Below are 19,744 nucleotides of genomic sequence, written 5' to 3'. Positions count from 1 at the left end.
ATCATCACAGGCACCCGCTCAGGGAGGAGAAGCGGGGAGGTCGGCGCTAAGCGCCTAGCTCGCTCGGTATGATATACCATTGTCTCGAAAAGGTTCTGAACGCGCCCGCGCCCTGTGCCTGCGGCGGTTGTGCGACGTTTCGGGCAGCGTTCGTGGCCGCTGATCCAGCACCCGCTCCCCGATTCCCTGATCGGGTTATCCTCGCGTTATCCATCACCCCCACGCAAAGTCATGAGCTTCTACCCACATCATCGCCCGCGCCGCATGCGCCGTGACGACTTTTCGCGTCGCCTTATGCGCGAAAACCTGTTGACCACAAACGATCTGATCTATCCGGTGTTTATCGTCGAGGGATCGAATGTGCGTCAGGCCGTCCCGTCAATGCCCGGCGTCGAGCGCACATCCGTCGATTTGCTGATGAAAGTCGCCGAGCAGTGCGTCGAGCTGGGCGTGCCCGTCATCTCGCTGTTCCCGGCCATTGAACCCTCGCTGAAAACGCCTGACGGCCGTGAAGCGACGAATCCCGAAGGCCTGATTCCGCGTGCCGTGCGCGCATTGAAGAAAAACTTTCCCGAGCTGGGCGTACTCACTGACGTGGCGCTCGACCCGTACACCAGTCACGGACAGGACGGCGTCCTCGACGAACATGGCTACGTCATCAACGACGAAACCAGCGAAATTCTAGTAGAACAGGCACGTGCGCAAGCCGAAGCGGGCGTGGATATTGTTGCGCCGTCGGACATGATGGACGGGCGCATCGGCGCGATTCGAGAAATGCTCGAGAGCGACGGACACATCCACACGCGGATCATGGCGTACGCCGCGAAGTATGCGTCGGCGTTCTACGGCCCGTTCCGCGATGCTGTTGGCTCCGCTGCGAACCTCGGCAAGAGCAACAAGATGACGTACCAGATGGATCCGTCGAATTCCGATGAAGCCTTGCGCGAAGTGCGGATGGATATCGAGGAAGGCGCGGACATGGTCATGGTCAAGCCGGGCATGCCGTATCTGGATATTGTGTATCGGGTGAAAGAAGAGTTTCGCTTTCCAACGTACGTGTATCAGGTCAGCGGCGAGTACGCGATGATCAAAGCCGCCACGCAAAACGGCTGGCTCGATCACGACAAGGCGGTGATGGAGTCGCTGCTGGCATTTAAGCGCGCGGGCGCAGATGGCGTGCTCACGTACTTTGCGCTGGATGCCGCACGGCTTTTGCGGGCTGCTTCGAAGTAAAGGTTTTTGCGCCTTGAAAAGGCGACGCTTTTGCGTTGAAAGCGTCGCCGTTGGAATACGTCAGATCTTGGGGCTTTCTGTTAGAGGACGGCCGTGTGGACCGTCCTGCTTCGGGATCGCTATCCGGCTTCCTCGGCACGGCAGTACACGACCCACGCTCGCGGAAATGCGGTGAGCTTGAGCGGTGACGCTCGAGCCAAGCGGATCTGTCCGGCGCGGAGGCGATTGATCGCGAAATCAAGTGGCCCACACAGCGAACCCTCACACCAGCGGCAGACAGATCTCCGTGAGCAAGTCAGCAGGTGCCGTCTCCTTGGGGTTGTTCAGGTACTCCTCGAATGCCGGCGCATCGGCGGCTTCCCGGCCCGACTGCACGAGCCACGTCCCATATAGCCACTGGTAAGCCGAGTGCATATCGCTGTAGGGTCCCTGATGCCGCAGCACCGCATACTGACCGCCACGCAGCGGCGTCAGCGCGACCGGCGCGGCGACGTCGATATCGACGTCGCGCGGCAACACCACCCCAGCCTTGGACCTCAACTCTGCTTCAGCCACGATCCCCGGATCGTCATAGAAGATGCCGATCATCCGCATCTCGGCAGACAGCAAATTCCTGCCGGCCAGCCAACCGATCAGCGAGTCGAACGCCTTGCCAATCTGCATATATGACCCGACATGATCGACGGATACAACGTTCATCGCCGGGACCTCACGAATCACCACTTCGCGCATCACCATTTGATCGTCTCCTGATAGCGCCGGCCGAAACCGGCTATGAGTGCCTTGCTTGCGATACTGCGCTGGCGGCATCCCGAACGCCGCCCTGAACGTGCGTGAAAACGACTGCAAACTGCTATACCCCGAGCGTTCTGCAACCTCCGCGATCGGCATTGCCCCATTAGCCAGATAGCCAGCCGCGCGATGCAGCCGCAATCTGCGCACGGTCGTCGCGACTGTCTCGCCGTACATCGCCTGATAGATCCTGTGCCAGTGATACGGCGACAAACACGCGATCCCGGCCAGCCAATCGATATCCAGAGGCTGGTCGAGGTGATCGTAAATATGATCGAGCACGCGGTTTAGTCGCGCTTCGTAACGGGCTCGATGGGGCAGATCGTTCATGAGCGTGTCGATGAGAGAGCGAGCGTTGAGTACAGGCAAAAATACCACGCCCCGATTTACCAAATCCTGCGGACTTGAGATTCCTAAGTCGGTCGGATCGGTTTCTGGCCGACAGCATTGCCCGCCGCTGAAGCACATCTTCGCGGCCTGTCACTTATCGTGCCGCCCTTTACATCGCTTATCCGAGAGAAACGACGCACCTTCGCGTGCTCCGAACGTGCGTCACTTTTCTCACATCAGAATCAGGTCGTGGGCGCGGATAGTTTGTCCAAGCTCTTCAAGAAGGTATCCGCCGACTCATACCCCACGACTCGCACCACTTCGTTTCCCTGCGCGTCGAAGAGGATGATGCCCGGCGGCCCGAACAGTTTGAAGCGCTTGAGCAACACCTGATCGTCGGTGTTGTTTGCCGTGACGTCCGCGCGCAGCAGGTTAAGTTGCGCCAACCGCGCCCGCACGCGTGGATCGCTGAACGTGAGATGTTCCATCTCCTTGCACGATACACACCAGTCGGCGTAGAAATCGAGCATGGCCGGACGGCCGGCCGCTTTGAGCGCCAAGTCCAGTTCCGCTGACGATCTGACCGGCGCGAAGACTTCTCCGGGCGCGGACTGCTGCGCGCTGGCTTCAGCGCCGGACCCCGTCCGCGCTGCGAACACGGCGAGCGGCCGAAGCGGATCGGTGGAACCCGCAGCGAGTCCGACAAGCAACGCAGCGCCCCAGATGGCGAGTGCGGCGCCGAATCCTCGGCCCAACCGGCGCCATATCGATACCACCGGCGCACCTGAAGTGAAAAGCCCCAACGCCGCCGCAGCAATAAGCAGCCATAACGCCGCCAACGCCATCTGCGCTACTGCGCTCAGCGCTGGCCAGACGATCCACAAAGCCGCCGCAAGCAACACGACGCCGAAGAACACCTTCACGCCGTCCATCCAGTTCCCCGCGCGAGGCAGCAACGTCCCAGCGCCGAGTCCAATGATCAGCAGCGGTACGCCGAGCCCGACGCCCATCGAAAACAGCGCCGCGCCGCCGAGCAGCGCGTTGCCCGTATGCGCGATAAACGCGAGCACGGCGAAGAGCGGCGCCGTCATGCATGCACCAACCACAAGTGCCGACAACGCGCCCATTACGACAACGGCTGCGACCTTCCCGCCCGATCGTTTCTGCGACGCCTGATTAACGCTGTTCTGCCAACGCGCCGGCAATGCGATATCGAAACCCGCAATCAGCGTGAGCGCGAATAGTGCCAGCAACACGCCGAACGCGCCGAGGACCCAGGGGTTCTGCAGCCACGCACCGAGGCTCTGCCCGATCATCGCGGCGAGCACGCCCAGCGCCGTGTAGACGAGCGCCATGCCAAACACATACGCCGCCGATAACCCAAACCCACGCGAGCGCGTAACACGCGCACCCTCGCCGATGATGATCGCCGAAAGAATCGGAATCATCGGGTAAGAGCAAGGTAGCAAGCTCAACACGACGCCCGCAACGAAGTACAAGCCGACTATCGCAAAAAAGCCGCCGCTTTCGAGCAACGATTGCGCGTAATCGGCGTTGGTCGCACGGTCGTACCAAGGGACGTCAATGGTGTTAGCTGATTGTGTCTGACCGTTCGCGCTGGCCGCTTGCAAGGCTGCACCACTCACACGATAAGTACGCTCCATCGGCGGATAACAGATGCCCTGATCGGCGCAGCCTTGGGACGTGACGGCGATATCGAAGGGGCCGGAAGCCTGCTTCACAGGAATCCGGATAACGAGTTCGCCGCGATACGTTTCCACGTCCTTGTTAAACGTCTGATCGAAGTGAACCTTGCCTGCTGGCAATTGCGGTTCACCCAGCGTTGCGGTGCCGTTTTTCACCGCAAACGCAAAACGCTCGCGATACATGTAATAGCCATCTGCGACCTTATATCGCACGTCGATCTCGCCCGGTTTTTCAGTGGCATTGAATTTGAACGCAACCGCCGGATCGAGAAAATCGTCAGCGGCGCGGCTCGGCGAGAACGAGCCAAGCAACAATACGAGGCACGACACCAGCATGAGAACTGCGTCGAGCGGCCGGCGCGCAGAGAAAGCTAGGGGCTTAAACATTAAGAGGACGTTGAGTTTCCGCGGTGATCCATTGTCCATAAGCGGCCGACGCATCGGCCTGCCACGAGACAATTTCAGGTGTTTCATAAGGATGATTCGTCTCGATAAAGCGCGTGAGTTCGTCACTGCGTGCGAGGCTCGTCTTGAACAGGAGTTGAAGCTCCTCGGCAGCCTCTACCTTACCTTTCCACCGATACAGCGACTTGACCCTGCCCAGCTCCGTCACGCAGGCGGCAAGCTGTGCATCGATAGCTTGCTTTGCGAGCGTTGACGCCGCCTCGCGATCAGGTAGCGTCGTAAGAACTAGGACAACGGGCATGTTCACGGAAAGCTCCGATGCGGTGGATATGCATGCAATCCTAGCACTGGATGTCGACAACTCACATTCAGCCGATTGGCCTATGAGCCGCGACACAAGCTGCCGCGCAACCCGCAGCACAATAGAAAAAGGCCAAGCAAAGCTTGGCCTTTTTTCAATCAACAGCGTACTAGCTTATTCAGCTTCCTGCACGTCGTCGCCTTCAGCGATTTCCGGACGATCCATCAGCATGACCAGCGCCATCGGCGCGTTGTCGCCTTGACGGAAGCCGAACTTCAGGATGCTCAGGTAGCCACCCGGACGCGTTTCGTAACGCGGGCCGAGCACCTCGAACAGCTTCGCGACGGAGTCGCGATCGCGCAGGCGGTTGAATGCCAGACGACGATTCGCCAGCGACGGCTTCTTGCCGAGCGTGATCAGCGGCTCAACGACTTTACGGAGTTCTTTAGCCTTCGGCAGCGTCGTCTTGATGACTTCGTGCTCGATCAGCGAGTTCGACATATTACGGAGCATAGCCAGACGGTGGCTGCTCGTGCGGTTCAGTTTCCGCAAACCATGTTTATGGCGCATTTTGAATTTCCTGATTAATCAAGTTTAGATCCAGCTCTTCTATTACGTCTCTTGAGAAAACTCATGAGCGCACGGGCCGGTCGTAGAAAAAGCAAGATGCGGATTTTAAAGGAAAATCCGCATCTTTGCCAGTCAAGCGTACTGCTTGTACCTTACTTGTCGAGACCAGCCGGCGGCCAGTTTTCGAGCTTCATACCCAACGTCAGACCACGCGATGCCAGGACTTCCTTGATCTCGTTCAGCGACTTGCGACCGAGATTAGGCGTCTTCAGCAATTCGTTTTCCGTGCGCTGGATCAAATCACCGATGTAATAGATGTTCTCGGCCTTCAGGCAGTTCGCGGAGCGAACCGTGAGTTCGAGATCGTCCACCGGACGCAGCAGGATCGGATCGATCTGCGGCGCGCGCGACGGTGCTTCTGCGGCAGCTTCCGTGCCTTCCAGCGCGGCGAACACCGACAACTGATCGACCAGGATACGAGCCGATTGACGAATCGCTTCCTCGGGCGAAATCACGCCGTTGGTTTCGATGTTCATCACGAGCTTGTCGAGGTCAGTACGCTGTTCAACGCGAGCGCTTTCAACGGCGTAGCTCACGCGGAGAACCGGCGAGAACGACGCATCCAGCACGATACGGCCAATGATCTTTGCCGAATCTTCGCCGTAACGGCGCACGTTGCCCGGCACATAGCCGCGGCCCTTTTCGATCTTGATCTGAACGTCGAGCTTGCCGCCCTTCGAAAGATGCGCGATCACGTGACCCGGATTGATGACTTCGCAGTCGTGCGCGAGTTCGATATCGCCGGCCGTGACAACGCCTTCGCCTTCCTTGCGCAGCGTAACCGTGACTTCGTCGCGGTTATGCAGCTTGAAAACGACGCCCTTCAAATTCAGCAGCAGATTGACCACATCTTCTTGCACGCCGTCGAGCGTAGAATATTCATGCACGACGCCTGCAATCGTCACTTCGGTCGGCGCATAACCAATCATCGACGACAGCAGCACGCGCCGAAGCGCGTTACCCAAGGTGTGACCATAGCCCCGTTCGAACGGCTCCATGACCACTTTCGCGTGGCTGTCGCCAAGCGATTCGACTGCAATAATCTTGGGCTTCAACAAACTGGTTTGCATAGGTTTTCCTTTTCAATACCCTCGGCTCGTTACGCCGATAAGGCTGACCGGTGACAACCCGAAAATAAACAGCCGAGGCAACCCCTTGCCTTCCGCAATCAGGGTGCCGCGGCCGCTAATCCGATTAACGCGAATACAATTCGACGATCAGGCTTTCGTTGATATCGCCAGCGATGTCAGCGCGATCCGGCATCGCCTTGAATGTGCCTTCAAACTTCTTGGCATCGACAGCGACCCAGCTCGGCATTCCGCCTTGCTCAGCCAAGTTCAGCGCTTCCAGAATCCGAACTTGCTTGCGTGACTGTTCGCGAACAGCAACGACGTCACCCGCCTTAACTTGCATCGACGGAATGTTGTTGACCACGCCGTTCACCGTGATCGACTTGTGGCCGACCAACTGGCGCGCTTCAGCGCGCGTCGAGCCGAAGCCCATGCGATACACGACGTTGTCCAGACGCGACTCGAGCAATTGCAACAGGTTTTCGCCCGTCGGGCCCTTGCGGCGATCAGCTTCAGCGAAGTAACGGCGGAACTGACGTTCGAGCACGCCGTAAATACGCTTCACTTTTTGCTTTTCACGCAATTGCGTGCCGTAGTCGGACGTACGAGCGCCCGACGTGCGGCCGTGCTGGCCCGGCTTGCTATCGAGCTTGCACTTGTCGGCGAGCGAACGGCGTGCGCTCTTCAGGAAAAGATCAGTACCTTCACGGCGGGACAGCTTTGCTTTAGGACCGGTATAACGTGCCACTTTGCATCCTTAATAATTGATCACGCGAAGCTCGTTCGCGCTAGTTCGAACTCGATGGATCGAACGGTGGGCTTAGTCAGTATTCTTAACGCTGATTCCATAACGCAAGCAACCTGTCGACGCGCGAGCGTCAACAGGTCAAGGCGCTACGCGACGTCTTAGATACGACGACGCTTCGGCGGACGGCAACCGTTGTGCGGAACCGGTGTCACGTCGGAGATTGCGGTGATCTTGATGCCAAGACCATGCAGCGCACGCACCGCCGATTCACGGCCAGGACCGGGGCCCTTGATCCGCACTTCGAGGTTCTTCACGCCGTATTCCATCGCCACGCGACCAGCCGATTCGGCTGCAACCTGAGCTGCAAACGGGGTCGATTTACGCGAACCCTTGAAGCCCTGGCCACCCGACGTTGCCCAGGCGAGTGCATTGCCTTGACGATCGGTGATCGTGATGATGGTGTTGTTGAACGACGCGTGAACGTGAACCACGCCCTCGGCGACGTTCTTCTTGACCTTCTTGCGAACGCGTTGCGCCGCGGAGTTGTTCGAAGCCTTAGCCATTACGTTTTCCTGTAACTATCAATTCCGCTTACTTCTTCAGCGATTGCGCTGCACGACGCGGACCCTTGCGGGTACGGGCATTCGTACGCGTGCGCTGACCACGCATGGGCAAGCCCTTGCGATGGCGAACGCCACGGTAGCAGCCCAAGTCCATCAGGCGCTTGATATTCATCGTCACTTCGCGACGCAGGTCGCCTTCGACGATGAACTTACCCACTTCTTCTCGCAGCTTTTCGAGGTCTGCGTCAGTGAGGTCTTTGACCTTCTTCGAAAACTCCACACCAGACGCCACGCAAATGTTGCGAGCGCGCGTGCGACCTACACCGAAAATTGCCGTGAGGCCGATTTCGGTATGCTGGTGATTCGGGATGTTAACCCCTGCGATACGAGCCATTGTTTTTCCTCAAACAAAAAGCGCAAGCAAAAGCGCGGCGTTCAGCCTTGACGCTGTTTGTGGCGCGGATCAGAGCTGCAAATCACGCGCACAACGCCCTTGCGCTTGATGATCTTGCAATTGCGGCAAATGCGCTTAACCGATGCCATCACTTTCATGATATTACCCTTTTTTCAAATCACTTCGCCCGGAACACGATCCGTGCACGAGACAGATCGTAAGGCGTCAATTCAACCGTTACCTTGTCGCCTGGAAGAATGCGGATGTAATGCATCCGCATCTTCCCGGATATGTGCCCAAGAACCACATGGCCATTTTCCAACCTAACCCGGAAAGTAGCATTGGGAAGGTTTTCAACTACCTCACCCTGCATCTGGATTACATCGTCTTTGGCCATAGTCCTTACTAGCGCATAGGGACGTTGCTGCCTTTGAAGTTCGCCTTCTTCAGCAGCGATTCATACTGTTGCGACATAACGTAGGACTGCACCTGCGCCATGAAATCCATCGTGACCACGACAATGATCAGCAGCGACGTTCCACCGAAATAAAACGGTACGTTCCAACGCAGAACCAGAAACTCCGGCAGCAAGCAAACGAACACGATGTAGATCGCACCGGCCAGCGTCAAACGCGTGAGGATCCGGTCGATATACCGTGCTGTCTGGTCACCTGGACGAATCCCGGGAACGAAGGCACCACTCTTCTTCAGGTTGTCGGCCGTCTCTCTGCTGTTGAACACCAACGCGGTGTAGAAGAAGCAGAAGAACACGATCGCCATCGCGTACAACAACACATACACCGGTTGACCGGGCTTCAGAGCCTCAGCAACGCTGTGCAGCGTGTTCGCAAACCAGCCGGTCCGCGCACCCGAACTAAACCAGTTCAGGATAGTTGCCGGGAACAGGATGATCGACGACGCGAAAATCGGCGGAATCACACCCGACATATTCAACTTCAGCGGCAAATGCGACGACTGACCGCCATAAATCTTGTTTCCGACCTGACGCTTGGCGTAATTCACGAGGATCTTGCGCTGACCGCGTTCGATGAACACCACCACGAACGTGACCGCCGCAATCAGCAGGACGACAATAATCGCCGAGATGATACTCATGGAGCCGGTACGAACCAGTTCGAAGAGACCACCGATTGCGTTCGGGAAACCCGCCGCAATACCACCGAAAATGATGATCGAGATGCCGTTACCCAGTCCGCGCTCCGTGATCTGCTCACCCAGCCACATCAGGAACATCGTGCCTGTCACCAGCGTCACTACCGTCGTCAACCGGAACACCATGCCTGGATCAATAACGAGCCCAGCCTGATTTTCCAGCGCCACCGCAATACCAAAGGCTTGAAACGTAGCCAGAACAACCGTGAAGTAACGCGTGTACTGCGTGATCTTCCGCTGCCCTGCCTGCCCTTCTTTCTTCAGCGCTTCCATTTGCGGCGATACGATCGACAGCAGCTGCATGATGATCGACGCCGAGATGTACGGCATGATCCCAAGCGCGAAGATCGTGAACCTCGACAGTGCGCCACCCGAGAACATGTTGAACATGCCAAGAATGCCGCCTGACTGGCTCTGGAAAAGCTTCGCCAGCTGATCCGGGTCAATACCCGGCACCGGAATATGCGCACCGATACGGTAGACGATCAGCGCCAGCAGCAAGAACATTGCACGCCGACGCAGATCGCCGAACTTCGCAGCGCTTCGACCGGATTTTGCGAGACTCGGGCTATTAGCCAAGAACCTTCTCCGATGCTTTCGCTAACAACGACAACACGCGCTCGTTACTCAGCGAACGAGCCGCCGGCGGCTTCAATCGCAGCACGGGCACCCTTCGTAGCGCTGAGGCCCTTTACCGTGATCTTGCGCGTCAGTTCGCCCGTCTTGATGATCTTTGCGCTCGTAATGAGCACGCCGAGCAGACCGGCTTGCTTCAAAGCCAACAAATCGACTTCGTCGACCGGCAGCTTTTCGATATCCGACAGGCGCACTTCGCCAACGAACTCGTGCGTCAGCGAGGTAAAACCACGCTTCGGCAGACGACGTTGCAAAGGCATCTGACCGCCTTCGAAGCCGACTTTATGAAAGCCGCCCGAACGCGATTTCTGACCCTTGTGACCGCGACCTGCAGTCTTGCCGAGGCCGGAACCGATACCGCGGCCAACGCGACGCTTTGCGTGCTTCGCGCCTTCTGCCGGCTTAAGGTTATTCAAATCCATATTCAACTCCTTGATCCTTGGTCAGCCGCTTAGCTGAGGACTTTGACAAGGTACGAGACCTTGTTGATCATCCCGCGCACTGCCGGCGTGTCCTGCAGTTCGCTAACCGAGTTGAGTCGGCGCAGGCCCAGACCACGCACCGTTGCACGATGCGTTTCACGGGTCCCAATCAGGCTCTTCACGAGCTGAACCTTGACAGTTTTATCAGACATGGTGACCACCTGGCTTAGCCCAAAATATCTTCGACGGACTTGCCGCGCTTCGCCGCGATGTCGCCCGGGGTGGACTGCTTGCGCAGACCGTCGAGCGTTGCACGAACGAGGTTGTACGGATTCGTCGAACCGTGGCTCTTCGCCACAACGTTTTGAACGCCCATCACGTCGAACACTGCGCGCATCGGGCCGCCGGCGATAACACCCGTACCATCCTTGGCCGGAGCCAGGAGGACTGCGGATGCACCGTGCTTACCGTGCACTTCGTGTTGCAGCGTACCGTTCTTCAACGGCACCTTGAACATGTTGCGGCGTGCTTGTTCCATTGCCTTTTGAACAGCAACCGGAACTTCCTTCGCTTTGCCTTTGCCCATGCCGATGCGGCCGTCGCCATCGCCAACCACGGTCAGTGCGGCAAAACCGAGAATCCGGCCGCCCTTCACAACCTTGGTCACGCGATTGACCGCAATCATCTTTTCACGGAGGCCGTCGTCGCGTTCTTCAGCCTTCACATTCGCTTGCATCTTTGCCATGACGAATTCTTCCCTTAGAACTTGAGTCCGGCTTCGCGTGCCGCATCAGCCAGCGCTTTCACGCGGCCGTGGTAACGGAAACCCGAACGGTCGAAGGCGACGGATTCGACGCCGGCAGCCTTGGCCTTTTCAGCAATACGCTTACCGACCGCGATCGCAGCGTTGACGTTGCCGCCCTTACCGGTCTTGTCGGCCAGTTCGGCACGCACTTCAGCTTCGAGCGTCGACGCGCTTGCCAGCACCTTGGTGCCGCACGGCGAGAACACTTGCGCATAGATATGCGTGTTCGTGCGATGCACAGCCAGACGTGCGACCTGCAGCTCAGCGATCTTGACGCGCGTCTGTTTAGCGCGGCGCAGGCGAGATTGAGTCTTATCCATGATTGCGCACCCTTACTTCTTCTTCGTTTCTTTGAGGATGACGACTTCGCCGAAGTAGCGCACGCCCTTGCCCTTGTAGGGCTCCGGCGGACGGTAACCGCGAACTTCCGCAGCGACCTGGCCAACTTTCTGCTTGTCGATCCCCTTGATCACGATTTCGGTTTGCGTCGGGGTTTCAACCTTGATGCCTTCCGGCATCGCGTGCACCACGGGGTGCGAGAAACCCAGCGACAGATTCAGCTTGTCGCCCTGCGCCTGCGCGCGATAACCAACGCCAACCAGCGTCAGCTTGCGCTCGAAACCCTTCGTAACGCCATTCACCATGTTCGCCACGAGGGCGCGCATCGTGCCCGACATCGCATTCGCTTCACGGCTTTCATCAGCCGGTGCGAAGTTGAGCGTGCCGTTGTCGTTTGCTACCGTAACAAGCGGGTTGGCCGCTTGCGTAATCGTACCCAGCGGGCCCTTGACGGTGATTACTTCGCCGCTAAAGGCCACTTCCGCGCCTTGCGGCAGCGTAATCGGGCTTTTACCTACTCGAGACATGTTTCTTCTCCTTTTCGGCTTAAGCGACGTAGCAGAGGACTTCGCCGCCGACGCCGGTCTGGCGCGCCTTGCGGTCGGTCATCACACCCTGGGGCGTCGACACGATTGCAACGCCAAGACCGTTCATGACAACCGGAATGTCGTTACGACCGCGATACACACGCAGACCAGGCTTCGAAACGCGTTCAATGCGCTCGATAACCGGACGGCCAGCGTAGTACTTCAACGCGATATTCAATTCCGACTTCGCACCTTCAGACTTCACTGCGAAATCGTCGATATAACCTTCGTCCTTCAAAACCTGCGCAATCGCAACCTTGACTTTCGACGAGGGCATTGTCACCGACACTTTCTCAACCATCTGCGCATTGCGGATGCGAGTCAGCATATCGGCGATAGGATCACTCATACTCATTTAGATATCTCCTATTACCAGCTCGCCTTGGTCAGGCCAGGGATTTCGCCGCGGAAAGCGATTTCGCGAATCTTGCTGCGTGCCAATCCGAATTTGCGGAACGTGCCACGCGGACGACCCGTGATCGCGCAGCGATTACGCTTGCGAGTGGGGTTCGAGTTGCGGGGCAGTTGTTGCAGTTCGAGACGAGCGGCATAACGCTCTTCGTCCGACTTGCTCGCGTCATCAATGACCGCCTTCAGCGCCGTACGCTTGGGAGCGTACTTTGCAGCCAGGCGCGCACGCTTCTTTTCACGTTCGATCAGTGCCAGTTTAGCCACGGTAACCTCAGTTTCTGAACGGGAACTTGAAGCTGGCGAGCAGTGCCTTCGCTTCATCGTCAGTCTTCGCGGTCGTCGTGATGCTGATGTTCAGCCCACGAAGCGCGTCGATCTTGTCGTAATCGATCTCGGGGAAAATGATCTGCTCTTTCACACCGATGTTGTAGTTGCCGCGACCGTCAAACGCACGACCCGATACACCGCGGAAGTCACGAACCCGGGGGAGCGCAACCGTCACGAAACGATCGAGAAATTCGTACATGGCCTGGCCGCGCAGCGTAACCATCGCGCCGATCGGGTAGCCCTGACGAATCTTGAAGCCAGCGATAGCCTTGCGTGCCTTCGTGATAACCGGCTTCTGGCCAGCAATCTTCGTCAGGTCGCCAACGGCGTTTTCGATGATCTTCTTGTCGGCGACGGCTTCGCCAAGACCCATGTTCAGGGTGATCTTGGTGATGCGCGGCACTTCCATGATGGACTTGTAGCCGAACTTCTCAACGAGGCCGGGTACAACCTTCTCTTTATAAAATTCTTGCAGACGTGCCATTTTTTACTCCGCGTCAGACGCTAAGCGTGGCACCGGTCGACTTCAAGAAGCGAACCTTCTTGTCGCCTTCGACCTTGATGCCCACACGTGACGCCTTGCCATTCGCGTCGACCAATGCGACATTCGAAATATGCAGCGGCATCGTCTTGGCTTCCACGCCACCCGTCGTACCCTTCATCGGGTTCGGCTTGACGTGCTTCTTGACGAGATTGATACCCTCGACCGTCACACGCTCTTCGCCAACGGACAGCACGACGCCGCGCTTGCCTTTGTCTTTGCCAGTGGTGACGATAACTTCGTCACCTTTGCGAATCTTGTTCATCGCGACTCCTTACAGCACTTCCGGCGCAAGCGAAACGATCTTCATAAATCGTTCACTACGCAATTCACGCGTAACCGGTCCGAAAATACGCGTACCGATAGGCTCGAGCTTGGCATTCAAAAGTACGGCGGCATTACCGTCGAACTTGATCAGCGAGCCGTCCTGGCGGCGCACGCCCTTGGCCGTACGAACGACCACGGCGTTGTAGATTTCGCCCTTCTTCACGCGTCCGCGCGGCGTTGCTTCCTTGACGGTCACCTTGATGATGTCGCCAATGCTAGCGTAACGACGCTTCGAGCCGCCGAGCACCTTGATGCACATCACTTCACGTGCACCCGTGTTGTCGGCAACTTCAAGCCGAGTTTCGGTCTGAATCATGGTTTATCTTTCCCAACTTAATCCAGCTACGCCACCATGGCGCACCCGGTCAGTCTTGGTCCCGTCAGCCTGGTGGCTGCTTGGGTTAGAACAGGCAGCGAGGGCAGACGAAACCCGCCATCGCAATCCGGTGAATCTGTCAGCACAAGCTTGGCGCCTGCACCGGCTTCCCCCACCAACTTCGCCCGCGATGGGGCTCCCACAAAGAGGGAAGACCGAAATTATAACGCATAATTTCGGTCTGGCAAGCGAAAGTTACTGCGATACTTCTTTTACCGCTTTTTGACGCTTAGATGACGCGCGCCGACTCGAGCAACTTCGACACAACCCAGGCTTTCGTCTTAGAAATCGGACGGGTTTCCTGGATCTCGACGAGATCGCCTTCGTTGTACGTGTTCGCGTCGTCGTGAGCGTGATACTTCTTCGACCGTACGACGTACTTGCCGTAGATCGGGTGCTTTACGCGATGCTCGACCAGCACGGTGACCGTCTTTTCCATCTTGTTGCTGACGACCTTGCCGACCAGCGTCCGCTTGAGCGAGGTTTTTACGCTATCGTTCATTTCTGGTTCGCCTTCTCAGTCAGGACGGTCCGCACACGAGCGATGTCGCGACGAACCTTCTTCAATTGACTGTTGTTGGTCAATTGCTGGGTCGCGAGTTGCATGCGCAGGCCGAATTGCGCCTTCAGCAGGTCCGTCAGCTCTTGATTGAGAGCGGCCTGGTCTTTCTGGTGAAGTTCGGAAGCCTTCATCATTGCTCCTTAGGCGCCGAGCTGGCGAGAAACGAAGTACGTCTTCAGCGGCAGCTTAGCTGCAGCCAGACGGAACGCTTCACGTGCCAACTCTTCAGTAACACCGTCCATTTCATACAACATCTTGCCCGGTTGAATCTCTGCGACGTAGTACTCAGGGTTACCTTTACCGTTACCCATCCGTACTTCAGCCGGCTTTTGCGAGATCGGCTTGTCCGGGAAAATGCGGATCCAGATACGGCCGCCACGTTTAATGTGACGCGTCATTGCACGACGCGCCGCTTCGATTTGGCGCGCGGTCAAACGGCCGCGACCGATAGCCTTCAGGCCATATTCACCGAACGACACTGCGTTGCCGCGCGTCGCCTTGCCGGTGTTACGACCCTTTTGCTCTTTGCGATACTTTCTGCGTTTCGGTTGCAGCATCGTTATTCTCCAGTCTTCCCGTCGCCGCCGGCACCGCCAGCACGACGGGGAGCGCCACGGCGCGCACCTGCGTTTGCCGGGCCACCACCTTCACCGTCACGACGCGGACGGCGATCGCCACCCGGACGTGCGTTGCGGCGCGGACGCTTGTCTTCGGCTACTTCTTCGACCACCGGTGCATCGTTGCGGCCCAGCGTGTCGCCCTTGTAGACCCACACCTTGACGCCGATGATGCCGTAGGTCGTCTTCGCTTCCGAGGTCGCGTAGTCGATATCGGCGCGCAACGTATGAAGCGGAACGCGACCTTCGCGATACCACTCCGTACGAGCGATTTCGATACCGTTGAGACGGCCTGCGCTCATGATCTTGATGCCTTGAGCACCCAGACGCATGGCGTTTTGCATCGCACGCTTCATCGCGCGGCGGAACATGATCCGACGCTCGAGCTGTTGCGTGATCGAATCAGCGATCAGCTGTGCATCGGTTTCCGGCTTACGGATTTCTTCGATGTTGACGTGGACCGGAACGCCCATGCGGCGTTGCAGTTCCGACTTCAACAGCTCGATGTCCTCACCCTTCTTGCCGATCACAACGCCCGGACGCGAGCTGTAAATCGTGATACGTGCGTTCTTTGCCGGACGCTCGATGACCACCCGACCAACCGAAGCGTTCTTCAGCTTCTTCTTCAGGTACTCACGAACACCGATGTCTTCCTGCAGCATCGACGCGAAATTGGTGTTGTTCGCATACCAACGCGACGCCCAATTTCGGCTGACAGCCAGACGGAAGCCTGTCGGATGAATTTTTTGTCCCATCGTATGGCTCCTTAATTCCCGACCGTCACAGTGATGTGACAGGATTGCTTCTCGATGCGGTTACCACGGCCTTTTGCGCGCGCGGTGAAACGCTTCAGTGAAGCGGCCTTGTCGACCATGATGCTCGTTACTTTGAGCTCGTCGATGTCGGCGCCTTCGTTGTGTTCCGCATTCGCGATCGCCGACAGCACGACCTTCTTGACAATACCCGCCGCCTTCTTCGGCGAGAACGTAAGAACGTTCAGCGCCTTGTCGACCGGCAAACCACGGATCTGGTCAGCCACAAGACGCGTTTTCTGCGCCGAGATGCGGGCACCGCGATGAATAGCTTTTACTTCCATCTTGATAGCCCCTTATTTCTTGGCCTTCTTGTCGGCTGCATGACCCTTGAACGTACGGGTCAATGCGAACTCGCCAAGTTTGTGGCCGACCATGTTTTCCGAAACATATACCGGGACGTGTTGACGGCCGTTATGCACGGCGATCGTCAGACCGATGAAGTCCGGCAGGATCGTCGAACGACGCGACCAGGTCTTGATCGGTTTCTTGTCACGCGCAGCTGCGGCAGCCTCAACCTTCTTCAGCAAATGAGCGTCGCAGAACGGACCTTTTTTAACAGAACGTGCCATTGCTTACTCCTTAGCGCTTGTGACGGCGCTGAACGATCATCGTCGTCGTGCGCTTGTTGCTGCGGGTACGATAACCCTTAGCCGGGGTTCCCCACGGGCTGACCGGATCGCGACCTGCTGCCGTCTTACCTTCACCACCACCGTGCGGGTGATCGACCGGGTTCATTGCAACGCCACGCACCGTCGGGCGGATACCGCGCCAGCGGTTAGCACCAGCCTTACCGATTTGACGGAGGCTATGCTCTTCGTTGCCAACTTCACCAATCGTCGCGCGGCACTCAACGTGCACACGGCGAATTTCACCCGAACGCAGGCGAACCTGAGCGTACGTGCCTTCGCGAGCCAGCAGCATGGCGGACGTACCAGCCGAACGCGCCATTTGCGCGCCCTTGCCCGGCAGCATCTCGACACAGTGAATCGTCGTACCGACCGGAATGTTGCGAATCGGCAGGGTGTTACCCGAGCGGATCGGCGCTTCCGAACCCGACATCAACGACTGACCCACCGTCGCACCCTTCGGAGCGATGATGTACTTGCGCTCGCCGTCTGCGTACAGAACCAGCGCGATGTTCGCGCTACGGTTCGGATCGTACTCAAGACGTTCGATCTTTGCCGGAATGCCGTCCTTGTCGCGACGGAAATCGACCATACGATAGTGTTGCTTGTGACCGCCACCTTTGTGACGCGTCGTGATGCGACCGGAGTTGTTCCGGCCGGCGGTCACGGACTGTGCGTCGAGCAGCGCTGCGTGCGGCTTGCCCTTGTACAGATCCTTGTTGACCACCTTGACCATCGCGCGGCGACCCGGCGAAGTCGGCTTAACTTTTACGATTGCCATGATTACTTGGCCTCCGCTTCAAAGTTGATTTCCTGGCCGGGCTTCAGGCAGACATACGCCTTCTTCACGTCTTTGCGCTTGCCCATGAAGCGGCCAAAGCGCTTGGCTTTACCCTTCGTGACCAGCACGTTGACGGAATTGACTTCTACCTTGAACAGCAGCTCGACAGCAGCCTTCACTTCCTGCTTCGTGGCATCGGGCGCGACTTCGAACACAACTTGCTCGTTCTTGTCGGCCACCAGCGTCGCCTTTTCGGAGATCACCGGCGCGAGCAGGACCTGCATCAAACGATGATCGTTCTTGCGAATCTCGCTCATGACAGCAACTCCTCGATCTGGGCGACCGCAGCCTTCGTAATCAGGATCTTCTTGAAGTAGATCAACGAGAGCGGGTCGGCGTAACGCGGCTCGACAACGGCCACGTGGGCCAAGTTGCGCGACGCGAGGTACAGGTTTTCGTCGACCGTGTCAGTGATGACCAGGACAGACTCCAGACCCATTGCCTTGAATTTTTCGGCCAACAGCTTGGTTTTCGGCGCCTCGAGCGTGAGCTCGTCGACTACCGAGATACGGCCTTCACGTGCCAACTGCGAGAAGATCGAGCAGAGACCTGCGCGATGCATCTTCTTGTTGACCTTGTGCGAAAAGTTTTCTTCCGGCGAATTCGGGAAGATACGGCCACCGCCGCGCCACAACGGGCTCGACGACATACCGGCACGAGCGCGGCCCGTACCCTTTTGACGCCACGGCTTCTTGGTCGTGTGCTTGACTTGCTCACGATCCTTCTGCGCGCGGTTACCGCTACGTGCGTTGGCTTGATAGGCCGTGACGACCTGATGGATCAGGGCTTCGTTGTAATCGCGACCGAACACGACGTCCGATGCGTTCACACCCGTGCCTTCCTGACCATTGGCGCTCAGGAGCTTAAGTTCCATTATTTCGCTCCTTTCACAGCGCGAGCCTTAACAGCCGGCGTCACGAAGACCTTGCCGCCCTTAGCGCCAGGAACAGCACCACGGACCAGCAACAGATGACGGTCAGCGTCGATACGAGCGATCACGAGGTTTTGCACCGTAACCGTTTCGTCGCCCATGTGACCCGTCATGCGCTTACCCGGGAAAACACGACCCGGATCCTGCGCCATACCGATCGAACCAGGGACGTTGTGCGAGCGCGAGTTACCGTGCGATGCGCGACCCGAAGCGAAGTTGTGACGCTTGATGGTACCGGCGTAGCCCTTACCGATCGACACGCCTTGCACGTCGACTTTCTGACCTACTTCGAAGATGTCCGTACCGATCACGGTACCGTTCGACAACTCGGCAGCCTTAGCGGAATCGATCTGGAATTCTTTGAGAACTTCACCAGCTTGTACGCCGGCTTTGGCAAGGTGACCTGCCAGCGGCTTCGTCACGCGCGATGCGCGGCGAGTGCCGAATGCAACTTGAACGGCGATGTAACCATCCGTTTCTACAGACTTGATCTGCGTCACGCGGTTGTCCGACACGTCCAATACGGTGACGGGAATCGAATCCCCTTCAGGCGTAAAGATACGGGTCATGCCAACCTTGCGACCTACGAGTCCAAGGCTCATCGTTTTCTCCATTCCCAACTGCGATTGGTCGGGGCTGATTTACAAAATGCCGGCCGATTCACGAGAATCGCGCCGACTTTTTTGCGCAAATGCGCGAAAAGCCTTGGAGTATAACAAGGCTTTTCGTTTTCCGCAAGCAATCAAAGACTTAGCGCTACTCCTCGCGAGAGCGGCGCTGGGTGAAACTTATTGCAACTTGATTTCCACGTCGACGCCAGCCGGCAGGTCGAGCTTCATCAACGCATCAACGGTCTTGTCCGTCGGATCGACGATGTCCATCAGGCGTTGGTGGGTGCGGATTTCGAGCTGATCGCGCGACGTCTTGTTGACGTGCGGCGAACGCAGAATGTCAAAACGTTGAATACGGGTCGGCAGCGGCACCGGACCACGTACGATTGCGCCAGTCCGCTTAGCCGTATCGACGATTTCAGCTGCCGATTGATCGATCAGACGATAGTCGAAAGCCTTCAGGCGAATGCGGATTTTCTGGTTTGCCATGACAATTCCTTGAAAGAGCGAGACGGTGTTGCACCGTCGATTTGGTAAAAGAGCATGGAGCCGGACACCAGCAAGGTGCGTGCGCCCGGCTCCGGGCACGACTACGAATTACAGCTTTTTTGAAGCAAGCTCAGGA

The 19,744-nt window shown here is 57.6% G+C and carries 33 protein-coding genes; 1 reads left to right on the top strand and 32 read right to left on the bottom strand.

Features of this window, described 5'->3' with window-relative positions; translation table 11 throughout:
* Window positions 1–231 precede the first annotated feature (231 nt).
* A complete protein-coding gene (gene hemB / locus EOS_RS04260; RefSeq protein ID WP_047845354.1) occupies window positions 232–1,233 on the top strand; it encodes a porphobilinogen synthase in 1,002 nt (333 codons plus the stop codon).
* Window positions 1,234–1,494: 261 nt separating this feature from the next.
* Here the strand turns inward: hemB and EOS_RS04255 are convergent, their stop codons facing one another.
* From EOS_RS04255 to rpsJ, 32 genes are all read right to left on the bottom strand, one after another.
* On the bottom strand, window positions 1,495–2,355 hold the full coding sequence (locus EOS_RS04255; RefSeq protein ID WP_047845353.1) for an AraC family transcriptional regulator: 861 nt from the start codon (window positions 2,353–2,355) through the stop codon (window positions 1,495–1,497).
* Window positions 2,356–2,597: 242 nt separating this feature from the next.
* Window positions 2,598–4,448, bottom strand: a complete 1,851-nt coding sequence (gene dsbD / locus EOS_RS04250; RefSeq protein ID WP_075645281.1) for a protein-disulfide reductase DsbD — start codon at window positions 4,446–4,448, stop codon at window positions 2,598–2,600.
* Window positions 4,441–4,767 (bottom strand): divalent-cation tolerance protein CutA, encoded by a 327-nt coding sequence (cutA, locus tag EOS_RS04245; RefSeq protein WP_200908608.1) that lies wholly within the window; start codon window positions 4,765–4,767, stop codon window positions 4,441–4,443. Before cutA ends, dsbD begins: the two co-directional genes overlap by 8 nt.
* 174 nt (window positions 4,768–4,941) lie before the next feature.
* Window positions 4,942–5,337, bottom strand: coding sequence for a 50S ribosomal protein L17 (gene rplQ / locus EOS_RS04240; protein WP_047845350.1), 396 nt, complete (start codon window positions 5,335–5,337; stop codon window positions 4,942–4,944).
* Between the two features lie 152 nt (window positions 5,338–5,489).
* Window positions 5,490–6,467: a DNA-directed RNA polymerase subunit alpha gene (locus EOS_RS04235; protein ID WP_047845349.1), complete on the bottom strand. Its 978-nt coding sequence runs from the start codon at window positions 6,465–6,467 to the stop codon at window positions 5,490–5,492.
* Between the two features lie 124 nt (window positions 6,468–6,591).
* Complete coding sequence (gene rpsD, locus EOS_RS04230; protein ID WP_047845348.1) at window positions 6,592–7,215, bottom strand: 30S ribosomal protein S4; 624 nt, start codon at window positions 7,213–7,215, stop codon at window positions 6,592–6,594.
* A gap of 158 nt (window positions 7,216–7,373) precedes the next feature.
* The gene (gene rpsK, locus EOS_RS04225; RefSeq protein ID WP_006052224.1) at window positions 7,374–7,778 is read right to left on the bottom strand and encodes a 30S ribosomal protein S11; all 405 of its coding nucleotides are present in this window, start codon (window positions 7,776–7,778) and stop codon (window positions 7,374–7,376) included.
* A gap of 28 nt (window positions 7,779–7,806) precedes the next feature.
* On the bottom strand, window positions 7,807–8,172 hold the full coding sequence (gene rpsM / locus EOS_RS04220; protein WP_047845347.1) for a 30S ribosomal protein S13: 366 nt from the start codon (window positions 8,170–8,172) through the stop codon (window positions 7,807–7,809).
* A 41-nt stretch (window positions 8,173–8,213) separates the two neighbouring features.
* A complete protein-coding gene (gene rpmJ / locus EOS_RS04215) occupies window positions 8,214–8,330 on the bottom strand; it encodes a 50S ribosomal protein L36 (protein ID WP_004199844.1) in 117 nt (38 codons plus the stop codon).
* 20 nt (window positions 8,331–8,350) lie between these two features.
* Window positions 8,351–8,569 carry a translation initiation factor IF-1 gene (gene infA, locus EOS_RS04210; protein ID WP_047845346.1) on the bottom strand — a complete coding sequence of 73 codons (219 nt, stop codon included), beginning with the start codon at window positions 8,567–8,569 and terminating at the stop codon, window positions 8,351–8,353.
* A gap of 8 nt (window positions 8,570–8,577) precedes the next feature.
* Window positions 8,578–9,924 (bottom strand): preprotein translocase subunit SecY, encoded by a 1,347-nt coding sequence (gene secY / locus EOS_RS04205; protein WP_047845345.1) that lies wholly within the window; start codon window positions 9,922–9,924, stop codon window positions 8,578–8,580.
* 44 nt (window positions 9,925–9,968) lie between these two features.
* A complete protein-coding gene (rplO, locus tag EOS_RS04200) occupies window positions 9,969–10,403 on the bottom strand; it encodes a 50S ribosomal protein L15 (protein ID WP_047845344.1) in 435 nt (144 codons plus the stop codon).
* 29 nt (window positions 10,404–10,432) lie between these two features.
* Window positions 10,433–10,615, bottom strand: coding sequence for a 50S ribosomal protein L30 (gene rpmD, locus EOS_RS04195; RefSeq protein WP_047845343.1), 183 nt, complete (start codon window positions 10,613–10,615; stop codon window positions 10,433–10,435).
* A 14-nt stretch (window positions 10,616–10,629) separates the two neighbouring features.
* A complete protein-coding gene (gene rpsE / locus EOS_RS04190; protein ID WP_031361566.1) occupies window positions 10,630–11,148 on the bottom strand; it encodes a 30S ribosomal protein S5 in 519 nt (172 codons plus the stop codon).
* 14 nt (window positions 11,149–11,162) lie between these two features.
* A complete protein-coding gene (gene rplR, locus EOS_RS04185) occupies window positions 11,163–11,528 on the bottom strand; it encodes a 50S ribosomal protein L18 (protein ID WP_047845342.1) in 366 nt (121 codons plus the stop codon).
* 12 nt (window positions 11,529–11,540) lie between these two features.
* Window positions 11,541–12,074 (bottom strand): 50S ribosomal protein L6, encoded by a 534-nt coding sequence (gene rplF, locus EOS_RS04180; protein WP_047845341.1) that lies wholly within the window; start codon window positions 12,072–12,074, stop codon window positions 11,541–11,543.
* 19 nt (window positions 12,075–12,093) lie between these two features.
* Window positions 12,094–12,489, bottom strand: coding sequence for a 30S ribosomal protein S8 (gene rpsH / locus EOS_RS04175; protein ID WP_031361569.1), 396 nt, complete (start codon window positions 12,487–12,489; stop codon window positions 12,094–12,096).
* Between the two features lie 14 nt (window positions 12,490–12,503).
* Window positions 12,504–12,809: a 30S ribosomal protein S14 gene (rpsN, locus tag EOS_RS04170; RefSeq protein ID WP_031361570.1), complete on the bottom strand. Its 306-nt coding sequence runs from the start codon at window positions 12,807–12,809 to the stop codon at window positions 12,504–12,506.
* A gap of 7 nt (window positions 12,810–12,816) precedes the next feature.
* Window positions 12,817–13,356, bottom strand: a complete 540-nt coding sequence (rplE, locus tag EOS_RS04165; RefSeq protein ID WP_035933066.1) for a 50S ribosomal protein L5 — start codon at window positions 13,354–13,356, stop codon at window positions 12,817–12,819.
* Window positions 13,357–13,369: 13 nt separating this feature from the next.
* Window positions 13,370–13,678: a 50S ribosomal protein L24 gene (gene rplX / locus EOS_RS04160; protein WP_047845340.1), complete on the bottom strand. Its 309-nt coding sequence runs from the start codon at window positions 13,676–13,678 to the stop codon at window positions 13,370–13,372.
* A 9-nt stretch (window positions 13,679–13,687) separates the two neighbouring features.
* Window positions 13,688–14,056 carry a 50S ribosomal protein L14 gene (rplN, locus tag EOS_RS04155; RefSeq protein WP_006052212.1) on the bottom strand — a complete coding sequence of 123 codons (369 nt, stop codon included), beginning with the start codon at window positions 14,054–14,056 and terminating at the stop codon, window positions 13,688–13,690.
* Between the two features lie 289 nt (window positions 14,057–14,345).
* Window positions 14,346–14,618, bottom strand: coding sequence for a 30S ribosomal protein S17 (gene rpsQ, locus EOS_RS04150; RefSeq protein WP_031361574.1), 273 nt, complete (start codon window positions 14,616–14,618; stop codon window positions 14,346–14,348).
* On the bottom strand, window positions 14,615–14,809 hold the full coding sequence (gene rpmC, locus EOS_RS04145; protein WP_047845339.1) for a 50S ribosomal protein L29: 195 nt from the start codon (window positions 14,807–14,809) through the stop codon (window positions 14,615–14,617). Before rpmC ends, rpsQ begins: the two co-directional genes overlap by 4 nt.
* Before the next feature lie 9 nt (window positions 14,810–14,818).
* Entirely contained in the window at window positions 14,819–15,235 is a 417-nt protein-coding gene (rplP, locus tag EOS_RS04140) for a 50S ribosomal protein L16 (RefSeq protein ID WP_031361576.1), read from the bottom strand.
* Window positions 15,236–15,237: 2 nt separating this feature from the next.
* Entirely contained in the window at window positions 15,238–16,050 is an 813-nt protein-coding gene (rpsC, locus tag EOS_RS04135) for a 30S ribosomal protein S3 (protein WP_047845338.1), read from the bottom strand.
* 11 nt (window positions 16,051–16,061) lie between these two features.
* Window positions 16,062–16,391: a 50S ribosomal protein L22 gene (gene rplV / locus EOS_RS04130; RefSeq protein WP_031361578.1), complete on the bottom strand. Its 330-nt coding sequence runs from the start codon at window positions 16,389–16,391 to the stop codon at window positions 16,062–16,064.
* A 12-nt stretch (window positions 16,392–16,403) separates the two neighbouring features.
* Window positions 16,404–16,679, bottom strand: coding sequence for a 30S ribosomal protein S19 (gene rpsS, locus EOS_RS04125; protein WP_031361579.1), 276 nt, complete (start codon window positions 16,677–16,679; stop codon window positions 16,404–16,406).
* 10 nt (window positions 16,680–16,689) lie between these two features.
* Window positions 16,690–17,517, bottom strand: coding sequence for a 50S ribosomal protein L2 (gene rplB / locus EOS_RS04120; protein WP_047845337.1), 828 nt, complete (start codon window positions 17,515–17,517; stop codon window positions 16,690–16,692).
* A 2-nt stretch (window positions 17,518–17,519) separates the two neighbouring features.
* Complete coding sequence (gene rplW, locus EOS_RS04115) at window positions 17,520–17,834, bottom strand: 50S ribosomal protein L23 (RefSeq protein WP_031361581.1); 315 nt, start codon at window positions 17,832–17,834, stop codon at window positions 17,520–17,522.
* A complete protein-coding gene (rplD, locus tag EOS_RS04110) occupies window positions 17,831–18,451 on the bottom strand; it encodes a 50S ribosomal protein L4 (RefSeq protein ID WP_047845336.1) in 621 nt (206 codons plus the stop codon). The genes rplW and rplD overlap by 4 nt, the downstream gene beginning before the upstream one ends.
* A complete protein-coding gene (gene rplC / locus EOS_RS04105; protein ID WP_047845335.1) occupies window positions 18,451–19,110 on the bottom strand; it encodes a 50S ribosomal protein L3 in 660 nt (219 codons plus the stop codon). Before rplC ends, rplD begins: the two co-directional genes overlap by 1 nt.
* A 186-nt stretch (window positions 19,111–19,296) precedes the next feature.
* Window positions 19,297–19,608, bottom strand: coding sequence for a 30S ribosomal protein S10 (gene rpsJ / locus EOS_RS04100; protein WP_031361584.1), 312 nt, complete (start codon window positions 19,606–19,608; stop codon window positions 19,297–19,299).
* Window positions 19,609–19,744: the final 136 nt, after the last annotated feature.

The organism is Caballeronia mineralivorans PML1(12) (assembly GCF_001028175.1).
In the GTDB taxonomy this organism is placed as follows: domain Bacteria; phylum Pseudomonadota; class Gammaproteobacteria; order Burkholderiales; family Burkholderiaceae; genus Caballeronia; species Caballeronia mineralivorans.
Note: the sequence above shows the minus strand (reverse complement) of the source record. Positions and strands in the feature narration are given on the sequence as shown.